Source organism: Microbacterium sp. 69-7, from assembly GCF_001897985.1.
GTDB classification, from domain to species: domain Bacteria; phylum Actinomycetota; class Actinomycetes; order Actinomycetales; family Microbacteriaceae; genus Microbacterium; species Microbacterium laevaniformans.
Genome location: NZ_MKRU01000091.1, coordinates 94,106 through 104,514 on the forward strand (window position 1 = coordinate 94,106; position 10,409 = coordinate 104,514).

Below are 10,409 nucleotides of genomic sequence, written 5' to 3' on the forward strand. Positions count from 1 at the left end.
CGCAAGGGAACCTCAGAGACTACACGCGGCGCACCTGACCGGTCAGGCCGAAGGTGAAGATATAGTCCAGACTGCAAGCCGGTAGAACGGTGGCGGGGGAAACCTCGTGCAGCAGGTTAATCCGTGGGTCCAGGGTTCGAGTCCCTGTGGGGGCACCACGCAGCGATGTCCGAAGATGGTTGTAGACCACTCCCATGACGCCGCGAAACGATGACGTCCTCAGCGGGGGCGCTGGCAAGGAATGCGGCACGTGCCGCGAGACGAAGCCGCTCACAGATTTCAATCGCAAGCGACGGCGTCCCGACGGGCTTCAGGAGACGTGTCGTGAATGCAACCGTGCGTCTTCGCGACGCTACTACGCGGCGAATCGTGAACGACACGTGCGCGTTGTCGTCGCTCGCACGGCGAGGCGTCGGATCGAGGCGAAAGAGTACCTCCTCGCCTACCTGCGTTCTCATCCGTGCGTGGACTGCGGGATCGGCGACATTCGGGTTCTCGATTTCGACCACAGGCCCCAGAGCTCCAAACGCAAAGACGTGACGCAACTGGTGAAAGAGGGCTTCAGTATCCGGATCATTCAGGACGAAGTCGACAAGTGCGATGTGAGGTGCCGTAACTGCCACGCGATCGCCACCCTCGAAAGGGCACCGCAGAACTGGCGTTCGCGTGCGGAACGACACGGATGACGCGACGAGGCCGCCGACGCGCAGTGCGCCGGCGGCCTCGACCGGGGGTGATCGAAACGATCAGTTGGTGGGCATGAGCACCGAGTCGATCAGGTACACCGTGGCGTTGGCGGTCTGGACGCCACCGCAGATGACCTTGGCGCCGTTGACCATGATGTTGTCGCCCGAGCCGGTGACGGTGACGTCGCCGCCCTCGACGGTCTTGTGGGTGCCGTCGATCTCCGACGGGGCGAGCTGGCCGGGAACCACGTGGTACGTGAGGATCTTGGTCAGCGTGGCGCTGTCGGTCTTCAGGGAGTCGATCGTGGCGGCGTCGATCTTGGCGAACGCGTCATCGACGGGCGCGAAGACCGTGAACTGGCTGCCGTTGAGCGTGTCGACCAGGTTCACGTCGGGGTTCAGCTGGCCGCTGACTGCGGCGACGAGCGTCTTCAGCAGCGGGTTGTTCGAGGCGGCTGTGGCGACGGGGGCCTGCGACATCCCCTCGACGGAGCCGGAGCCGGACGGGACAGCCTCGGCGTAGGCGGCGCAGCCCGGGCCGACGAGGTTGGCGGCGGGGTCCATGGTCGACGGAGACGGAGCCATCGACTGCGTCTCTTCGCTCATCGCGGGGGGCGTGGTCGCCGAGGTCGACGACGAACCCATCGAACATGCCGACAGGGCGAAAGCGCCGGCGAGGGTGAGCGTCAGAGCGGCAGTGATCTTCTTCGTCTTGCTGAGCATGATGTCCTCCATGTGAGCGGAATGGTTAGTCCTGCCGCGCCGCGTGGTGCGGTCTCGACAGGTCCTTCGGAGCCCGAGAGATATCGGATGGGAGAAAGTTCGGATCCGTTCGATCTGGTCCGAGATCAATCCGATCGGTCGCGGACGCCGAACAACGGTCGGGCTCCGAGAATCTGCCGGCAGACGGGCGCTCAGCGCCGGGAGGCGCGGTCGTAGCACACGCGGTCTTTCCGCGCCACCCGCGCGCGGGCTGCACGACAGGAGGACGGTGATACGGCATGCTGAGAGAGATGGTCATCGACGGTGTGGACGTACCCGAGGATTCGCCGGCACGCGATCACGCCGGGGAGCTTCTGGTGCGCGTCGCCGCGGGCGACCGCGCCGCGTTCGGACAGCTCTACGACATGCTCGCGCCGCGCGCGTTCGGACTCATCCTGCGCGTGCTCGTGAACCGAGCGCTCAGCGAAGAAGTGCTCCAGGACGTGTTTCTCGAGGTGTGGCAATCCGCTTCGGGCTTCGCTCCGAACAAGGGACAGGGACGGTCCTGGGTCCTCACCATCGCCCACCGTCGCGCCGTCGACCGGGTGCGTTCCACACGCGCCAGCACCGAGCGCGACGAGAAGGCGGGACTGCGCGAACTGAACAGCGGCCAGGACAGCGTCGACGATCAGGTCGCCCTGCGTATCGAAAGCAGGCGCGTCGCCCGAGCGATGGACGCACTTCCCGATGCGCAACGCGAAGCACTGCTGCTGTCGTATGTCGGGGGATATTCTCAGAGCGAGATCGCCGCACTGGTGGGATCGCCCCTGGGGACGATCAAAACAAGAATGCGCGACGGTTTGTCGCGCCTGAGGCAGGAGATGGGGGTGACGTCATGAACGACCGCGAGTACCGAGACATCGGAGCAGACGAGTTTGCCGAGCTCTCGGCAGGGCACGCGCTGAACGCGCTGTCGCTCGACGACGAGCGCGCCTATCAGGCTGCCCTGGCCGCGCACCCCGAGTGGGAACAGGTCGCCCGCCTCGACGCGGCCACCATCGACGTCCTGGCCGACGGCATCCCGCCCGTCGCTCCGCCGATGGACCTCCGCTCGCGACTGATGCGGGCGATCGACACCGACGAGTCGCCGACCGCAGCGGATGCCGCGGCATCCACTGTCGAGGAGGAGGATCGCGCCGAAACCGCTCCGGTCGCGCCGCCGACAGAAGTGGTGCAGGCGGTGCAGCGTCGAAACTGGACGCGCGGACTTTTCGCTCTCGTCGCCTCGGTCGCACTGCTCGTCGCAATAGGGTGGGGCACCGGAGCCGTGGCCAACCTGTGGCGTACGCCGGCCGCGGTGACCGCGCTGGAGCAGATCCAGTCGGCCCCCGACGCCTCGTCGGCGCAGGTCAGCTTCCAGGGTGGCGAGGCCACGGCGCACTGGTCGGCCAGTGTCGGCAAAGTGGTGCTGGTCGCCGACGGGTTGCCCGAGCTGCCGAACGATCGCACCTTCGAACTGTGGTTCGTGCGCGGAACCCAGCCGATCGCGGCGGGCACCTTCGACGCGTCCGGCTCGGTGACCACCGCGGAGCTCAGCGGGACGATGCAGCCCGGCGACACCATCGCCGTGACCATCGAACAGGCCGGAGGCTCGCCCGACGGCAATCCGACCACCAAGCCCATCATCGCCATCCCGACCACCGCCTGAGCCCACCGCTGCGGCCGCCGGTAGCCTGGAACGATGAGCGACGAGCCCCGGGACTATCACCGCCCCGTCCATCGGCCGGCGGACACGTTCGACCGTCGGTTCGGCTCCACCGACCCGGCCGACGTGTCGCGGATCGCGCACGCCACGGCATCCGCCCTGATCACGCGCGTGCGCGACGAGCCCACGGATGCCGTCGTCGAGCGGTTGATCACGTTCACCGACGCCCACGGCCTCGAGACCGTCGCTGAGCTGTGGTCGCACTCCCCGGCGAAGTCGCTGCCCGGGACGCTGTGGCGTCTCTACCTGCTGCAGCTGATGGTGCGCGACGATGCCGCGACCGCCGCCCTGCTGTACGAGCGGGGGCGCACGGTGCTGCGCTCGGTCGACGATGTCGTCGCGGGAGCTCCGACACCGGCCGGGCCGGAGGAGCTGATGACGCTGGTCGACGAGATCCTGCGCGGCGTGTTCACCGGCGACTTCGCCGTCGCCCTGGAACGCGCCGCCTCGTTCTGCCGCGTCGAGGCCGCCGGCGCCGCGGACCTCGCCGACGACTACGACGACACCGAACCGAACCGTGCGAGTACGTTCACCACCCGGGCGCTGCGTCTGGACACCTACGCGGGCGATCTCACGGCGTGCGCCGGGCTGTGGCGGCGCGACGCGCTGACCTGACCGGGCGTGCGGCGTCGCGTGGGGCGCGGGGCGTGGGGCGTTTCGACTCGCTGCGCTCGCTCAACGACCGGGAGCCTGTCGCGCATCTTCGATCGTTGAGCGAGGAGCGCAGTGACCGGGGCGGGCGCCTCACCCGGTCGTTGAGCGAGGAGCGCAGTGACGAGTCGAAACGGAGCGTTCGGACGTCCGGGCAGAGAAGTGCCGGGCCGCAGAACGCCTCTCGGCGCGAGGCCGCTCGGAGCGGCGAAAGATGGAGCCCGGGGTTACTGCGGCCCGGCTGTTCCAGTGTAACGGACCGCCTCTGCGAGCTATTCCCGCGGTCTAGGCTCGGGTCATGGCTTGGCACTTCGCGTTGATGATCGACCCCGCCGACAGTGGCGATACTCGCTCCGATTTCGCGGGCACGTTCACCGAGGTCGATCCGGCCGCCCCCGCACTGACCGTCGGGGAGCTCAGCACTCAGCGCGGCGACGGCATCTTCGAATCGATCGGGGTCGTCGACGGTCACGCGCAGGAGGTGGAGGCGCACCTGTCACGTCTCGCGCACTCCGCCCAGCTGTGCGATTTGCCGCATCCCCACCTCGAGCAGTGGCGTCAGGCGGTCGCCCTCGCCGCCGCCGCGTGCGGTGCAGGGGAGGCCGTGATCAAGCTCATCCTGAGTCGAGGGATCGAACACGGACCGACCCCGACCGCCTGGGTGACGGCGGCGCCTGCCACTGATTTCTCGGCGGCGCGCACGCGCGGCATCCGCGTCGTCACGCTGGATCGCGGGTACACGCTCGACACGCCCGCGCGAGCGCCGTGGCTGCTGCTGGGAGCGAAGACGCTGTCGTATGCCGTGAACATGGCTGCCCTGCGCGAAGCGCACCGTCGCGGTGCGGACGACGCGATCTTCATCACGAGCGACGGCTTCGTGCTCGAGGCGCCCACCGCCTCATTGATCCTTCGCCGCGGCAACAGCTTCGTCACGCCCGCGCCGAACGCCGGCATCCTGCATGGGACCACGCAGCTCAGCCTGTTCGAGCACCTCGAGGCGCGCGGATTCGAGACCGGCTACGAGACGATCCCCGTATCGGAACTGCAGACGGCCGACGCCGCGTGGCTCGTGTCGAGCGTGCGCCTCGCCGCGCCGGTCACGGCGGTCGACGAGCGCGAACTCGCGGGGGATGCCGCCCTCACGGCATCCATGAACGCGTACCTCCTGAGCCCGCGCGACTGACGCCCCCGCATCCCCGCGTCCCCCGCGTCCCCCGCGTCCCCGGCGGCATGACGGATGCCGAACTGCGAGGCGTCGGCGGCGACACGCCGGCGGTGACCTGCGGTGACCGGCGTGTCGAGATCTGCGCCTTGCAGTTGCGTCGCGAGGAGAGGAGGCGAGGAGCGCAGCGGCGGCGGGGAGGCGGGCGTCAGATGGTGACCCGGGGCGCCTGCGCGAGCGTCGCGAGCATGCCGACGATCGCGGCTTCGACGAGATCCCAGTCGTGCACGATGAGGGCATAGTCGAATCGCAACGTCACCAGGCCCCAGGCGGCCGCGTTGGCATCGCGCACGAGGTCCTTATGGCGGTGCGACGGACCATCGTGATTGTCGACGCCATCCGCTTCGATGAGAAGTCGGTCCCCGATCAGCAGGTCGACCCGCCCGACGCCCACGACAGTGCGCTGGGTCTGCACCCGCAGGTCGAGGCGGCGAAGGCGCCAGCGCAGCAGCGACTCCAGCCCGCTGTCGGCATCGTCGCGGGCGAGGGCGAGAGCTTCGCGCCCCGCGGCATCGACCCGCTCGTGCAGCCATCGCCGACCATCGTCATCGATGAGGCCGAGTCGCAGCGCCGATTCGAGCACGACGAAGAACTCTTCGATGCCGTGGCACCGCTGGATCTGCAGCAGGACGCGCGGCACGGACGCGCTCGTCCCGGCGCGTCCGAGGGGGCCGTCATCCCAGTGTTCGACACAGCCGCATCCGCGGGGATGGTAGGTCCGCTGTCCGTCGCAGAGCCACACGTGCGTCCGCGCATCGTCGGTCAGAACCCAGAGCCCCAGGTGCCGAGCCGCAGTGACGCAGGCGAACCGTCCGCCGTGGGCGCCTATGTCTCGGGCAGCGTCGCAGGCAGCGACAGTCGTGTAGACGCCTCGGCGGCATCGGTGGAACGTACCCGCGCTGATGTGTTGTCGCAACTGGCTTCGCAACAAGCCGCAGCGCAGGAGAGCGCCGGTAGTGAAGACGGCCTGGGACGCATCGCACATGGCGACACCCTGCACAGTTCGCACGCGCATGACCGCTCGGTTCTCGGCATCCGTGGACAAATCCGCACACCGCACGGCCTGTGCAGGACGAGTTGCCGACGGTCGCCGCGTGCCGAACGGCAAGGCCCGTCAGGCGACACGCCGGGCGGATGCCGCCGCGCGCGGCGTGTCGTTACGAAACCCTTGCAGTTCGGTTGCGGTGGCCGTTCTCCGCCGGGCGACTCAGCCGAAGCGGCCGGAGACGTAGTCCTCGGTCGCCTGCACGGACGGGGCCGTGAAGATGGTGTCGGTGTTGTCGTACTCGATGAGCTTGCCGGGCTTGCCGGTACCGGCGATGTTGAAGAACGCCGTCTTGTCGGACACACGCGAGGCCTGCTGCATGTTGTGGGTGACGATGACGATCGTGTAGTCGGTCTTCAGCTCCTGGATGAGCTCCTCGATCGCGAATGTCGAGATCGGGTCCAGGGCCGAGCACGGCTCGTCCATCAGCAGCACGTCGGGGGAGACCGCGATCGCGCGCGCGATGCACAGGCGCTGCTGCTGGCCGCCCGACAGGCCCGCACCGGGCTTGTCGAGACGGTCCTTGACCTCGTTCCAGAGGTTCGCGCCCTGCAGCGAGCGCTCGACGAGGGCATCCGCGTCGCTCTTGGAGATGCGCTTGTTGTTGAGCTTGACGCCCGCCAGCACGTTCTCCTTGATCGACATCGTGGGGAACGGGTTGGGACGCTGGAAGACCATCCCGACATGGCGGCGCACGAGCACGGGGTCGACACCGGCGCCGTAGAGGTCGTCGCCGTCGACGAGGACCTTGCCCTCGACGTGGGCGCCCGGGATGACCTCGTGCATGCGGTTGAGCGTGCGGAGGAACGTGGACTTGCCGCAGCCGGACGGCCCGATGAACGCCGTCACGGCGCGGGGCTCGATGTCCATGGAGACGCCCTCCACGGCGAGGAAATCGCCGTAGTAGACGTTGAGGTTTTCGACTTCGATGCGCTTGGACACAGGGGCCTTCCTTGCTTAGCGTGCCTTCGGCGCGAAGACCATCGCGACGATCCGGGCGATCAGGTTGAAGATGACGACGAGGATGACCAGCAGCAGCGCCGCGCCCCAGGCCTGGGCCTGAGAGGCGTCGATGTCCTGCCCCGGGAAACTGTAGGCCGTGTAGGCCATGACCGGCAGGGTCTGCATCGCACCGTTGAACGGGTCGGAGTTGAAGTTGTCGGTGAAGCTCGCGGCAATGAAGATCGGCGCTGTCTCGCCGATGACACGGGCCACGGCGAGGACGACGCCGGTGATGATGCCGCTGGCGGCGGTACGCAGCACGACCTTGATGATCGTGATCGAGCGCGGCACCCCGAGAGCGAACGACGCCTCGCGGAGGTCGGCGGGCACCAGGCGCAGCATCTCCTCGGTGGAGCGGATCACGATCGGGATCATGAGCACCGAGAGGGCGATGGATGCCGAGAATCCGCTGAATGCCTTCGGACCGACGATGAGGGCGAAAAGCGAGAAGGCGAACAGACCGGCGACGATCGACGGAATGCCGGTCATCACATCGACCAGGAACGTGATCGTGCGGCGCAGCGGGTTCTTCGGCTGCGCGTACTCGATGAGGTAGACGGCGGCGAGGATGCCGATCGGCACCGAGATCAACGCCGCGATCCCCGTGATGATGAGCGTTCCGACGATGGCCTGCAGTGCGCCGGGCGTCGAGACCACGGCCAGGGTATTGGGGTCGAATGCGGTCCCGCCCACCTTGGTGATGAAGTCCCACGACATGACGCCCATGCCTTTGGAGAACACGGTCCACAGCGTCGAGATGAGCGGAGCCACGGCCAGGACGAAGGCCACCGTGACCAGACCGCGCACGACGCGGTCGGTCGACTTGCGCCTGCCTTCGACGATCGCCGAGAAGACGCCGATGGCGATCAGGTAGACGACCGCGCTGAGGATGAGCCAGGTCGCGACGTTGAAGCCGCCGAGCACGAGCTGGAGGGCGGCGATCACCGCGAGCGAGACGACGAGCACGATGGGCTCGATGAACCGCGGCAGCTGACCGCTGGTGAGCGACAGCGGCGGCGTGGACGTCGTGGCCACGGGGGTGGTGAGCTCGCTCACGAGCGCTTTCCTCTCTTGCGGCCCTTCGCGCCGGGACCCGTGGCCGCGATGATGTAGCGGGCCAGCATGTTCACGGCGAGGGAGACGACGAACAGCATCAGACCGGTGCCGATCAGCGCGGAGCGCTGCAGGTCGGTGGCGATCGGGAAGTTGAGCGCGATGTTGGCGGCGATCGTCTGCGAGTTGTAGCCGTCGGTGAGCAGAGCCACCGAGAAGATGAGGCTCGGCGAGACGATCAGGGCGATCGCCATGGTCTCGCCCAGCGCACGGCCGAGCCCGAGCAGCGTGGCCGACACCATGCCGCTGCGAGCGTAGGGGAGCACCGCGAGGCGCACCATCTCCCATCGCGTCGCGCCGAGGGCGAGGGCTGCCTCCTCGTGCAGACGCGGCGTCTGCAGGAAGATCTCGCGCGTGATGGAGGTGACGATCGGCAGGATCATCACGGCGAGCACGACGCCACCGGCGAGCATCGTGGAGCCGGTGCTCGATACCGGACCCTGGAACAGGGGGATCCAGCCGAAGTACTGGTTGAGGAAGTCGGCGAGCGGCAGGAGCAGCGGGCGCATGACGATGATGCCCCACAGGCCGAAGACGATGGAGGGCACCGCCGCGAGCAGGTCGATGATGTAGCCGAGGAAGCCGGCGATCCGTCGCGGCGCGTAGTGCGAGATGAACAGGGCGATGCCGATGGCGACGGGCGTGCCGAGGACCATGGCGATCAGCGCCGCCCAGATGCTTCCCCACAGCAGCGGCGCGACGTAGTCCCAGAAGCTCGACCAGTTGGCGTTCTGGTAGCCGGCGAGATCGCCCTGCGACCAGTTGGCGGTGATAGCGGGAAGACCCTTGAGGATGAGGAAGATCGCGACGCCCGCGAGGATGATCATGATCGATACGGCGGCCGTGGTCGACAGGCCCAGGAACACCGAGTCGCCGGCGCGACGCTTACCGACGATGTTGGAGGCCGGCTTGCGCGCGGGTGCGGTCTTGACGTCAGCCACGACGGCCCTCCGGGTCGGGCAGGGTCATGTGTACTCCTCGGGTCGGGATCGCTGAGTCCGGGTGTGTGTCCGACTCAGCAGGGTCGTCGATCGCGGATCGACGACCCTGCTCAGCCAGGTCCGGTCTGCGCAGCGTGAGCCGCGCAGACCGGACCGGGACGAGGTGTTACTTGATCGCGGCGAGCGTCTTCGCAGCGGCTGCGAGGACGGAGGCCGGCAGCGGCGCGGAGCCGGCGTTCTTCTCGGCCACCGACTGGCCGAGCGAGCTGGTCACGAAGCCGAGGTAGGACTTCACGAGCTCGGCCTGCTTGGCATCCTTGAACGTGGAGCAGATGACCGCGTAGGAGACCAGCGGGATCGGGTACGTGTCAGCCGTCAGCTTGGAGTAGTCGAACTTCTTCGACAGGTCTCCCGGAACACCGTTGGAGGCCTCGACAGCGGCGACGTCGAACGTCTTCGAGACCGCGTCACCGCTGAACGCGATCGCGGTGCCGTTGGTGAGGATCGACGCGGCGTTCAGCGAGCCGATGGCGGAGTGGTCGGCGTAGCCGATGGTGCCGGAGCCGGCCTTGACGGCCTCGACGACACCCGAGCCGCCCTTCTGCTTCGAAACGTTGCCCTGAACCGGCCAGTCCTTGCCCGCGGGGAAGGTCCACACCGACGACTGGGTCGCGGCGAGGTAGTTGGTGAAGTTCTGGGTCGTGCCGGAGCCGTCCGAGCGCGCCACGGTGGTGATCGCGCCAGCCGGAAGCGCCGTGCCGTTGTCCTTGGTGATGGCCGGGTCGGACCAGTCGGTGATCTGCAGCGCGAAGATCTTCGCGATCGTCTCGCCGCTCAGCTGCAGCTTGGTGACGCCGGGGATGTTGAAGACGATCGCGACACCGTCGAGGTAGATCGGGATGTTCACGGCACCGTCGGTGCACAGCGCCTTCGACTGAGCCGTCTGGTCGGCGTTGAGGGGCGAGTCCGAACCCGCGAAGTCGTACGCGCCGCTGAGGAAGTTCGTGACGCCGCCGCCCGAGCCCTGCGACTTGTCGTAGTTGATCTTCACGTTCTTGGCGGTCGCGTTGTACGCGGTCGTCCAGGCCTGCTGCGCGTTGGACTGGGCGCTCGATCCGCCGGCGGTGATGGTGCCGCTGAGGCTGGGGTCGATCTGGAAGGCGACGTCCGAGCTGGTGGCGGTCGGGCTCGCGCTCTCGGCCGGCGTGTTGCTGCCGGACGACGCGCAGCCCGTGAGGGCGAGGGCGGCGACGGCCGCGATGGCGCCCAGCTGGGCGATACG

11 protein-coding genes are annotated in these 10,409 nt (G+C 68.0%); 5 read left to right on the forward strand and 6 right to left on the reverse strand.

Going from position 1 to position 10,409, the window contains the following annotated elements:
* Positions 1-194: 194 nt before the first annotated feature.
* The gene (locus BGN98_RS10455) at positions 195-686 is read left to right on the forward strand and encodes a hypothetical protein (RefSeq protein ID WP_288121335.1); all 492 of its coding nucleotides are present in this window, start codon (positions 195-197) and stop codon (positions 684-686) included.
* A 60-nt stretch (positions 687-746) separates the two neighbouring features.
* Here the strand turns inward: BGN98_RS10455 and BGN98_RS10460 are convergent, their stop codons facing one another.
* On the reverse strand, positions 747-1,409 hold the full coding sequence (locus BGN98_RS10460) for a fasciclin domain-containing protein (protein WP_005051175.1): 663 nt from the start codon (positions 1,407-1,409) through the stop codon (positions 747-749).
* Between the two features lie 278 nt (positions 1,410-1,687).
* Between BGN98_RS10460 and sigK the strand changes: the two genes are divergently transcribed.
* From sigK to BGN98_RS10480, 4 genes are all read left to right on the forward strand, one after another.
* Positions 1,688-2,287 carry an ECF RNA polymerase sigma factor SigK gene (gene sigK, locus BGN98_RS10465; RefSeq protein WP_016464474.1) on the forward strand — a complete coding sequence of 200 codons (600 nt, stop codon included), beginning with the start codon at positions 1,688-1,690 and terminating at the stop codon, positions 2,285-2,287.
* Positions 2,284-3,096 (forward strand): anti-sigma factor, encoded by an 813-nt coding sequence (locus BGN98_RS10470; protein ID WP_016464475.1) that lies wholly within the window; start codon positions 2,284-2,286, stop codon positions 3,094-3,096. Before sigK ends, BGN98_RS10470 begins: the two co-directional genes overlap by 4 nt.
* A 33-nt stretch (positions 3,097-3,129) precedes the next feature.
* Entirely contained in the window at positions 3,130-3,768 is a 639-nt protein-coding gene (locus BGN98_RS10475) for a hypothetical protein (RefSeq protein ID WP_036286340.1), read from the forward strand.
* A gap of 334 nt (positions 3,769-4,102) precedes the next feature.
* On the forward strand, positions 4,103-4,987 hold the full coding sequence (locus BGN98_RS10480) for an aminodeoxychorismate lyase (RefSeq protein ID WP_036286343.1): 885 nt from the start codon (positions 4,103-4,105) through the stop codon (positions 4,985-4,987).
* A 187-nt stretch (positions 4,988-5,174) separates the two neighbouring features.
* Here the strand turns inward: BGN98_RS10480 and BGN98_RS10485 are convergent, their stop codons facing one another.
* From BGN98_RS10485 to BGN98_RS10505, 5 genes are all read right to left on the reverse strand, one after another.
* Positions 5,175-5,666: a DUF559 domain-containing protein gene (locus BGN98_RS10485; RefSeq protein WP_288121339.1), complete on the reverse strand. Its 492-nt coding sequence runs from the start codon at positions 5,664-5,666 to the stop codon at positions 5,175-5,177.
* A 567-nt stretch (positions 5,667-6,233) separates the two neighbouring features.
* Positions 6,234-7,013, reverse strand: a complete 780-nt coding sequence (pstB, locus tag BGN98_RS10490) for a phosphate ABC transporter ATP-binding protein PstB (protein ID WP_039411779.1) — start codon at positions 7,011-7,013, stop codon at positions 6,234-6,236.
* A gap of 15 nt (positions 7,014-7,028) precedes the next feature.
* Positions 7,029-8,129: a phosphate ABC transporter permease PstA gene (gene pstA / locus BGN98_RS10495; protein ID WP_005051162.1), complete on the reverse strand. Its 1,101-nt coding sequence runs from the start codon at positions 8,127-8,129 to the stop codon at positions 7,029-7,031.
* A complete protein-coding gene (gene pstC, locus BGN98_RS10500) occupies positions 8,126-9,127 on the reverse strand; it encodes a phosphate ABC transporter permease subunit PstC (RefSeq protein WP_005051160.1) in 1,002 nt (333 codons plus the stop codon). Before pstC ends, pstA begins: the two co-directional genes overlap by 4 nt.
* Positions 9,128-9,293: 166 nt before the next feature.
* Positions 9,294-10,409, reverse strand: a 1,116-nt coding sequence (locus BGN98_RS10505; RefSeq protein ID WP_288121342.1) for a phosphate ABC transporter substrate-binding protein PstS, incomplete at its 5' end; no start/stop codon positions are given.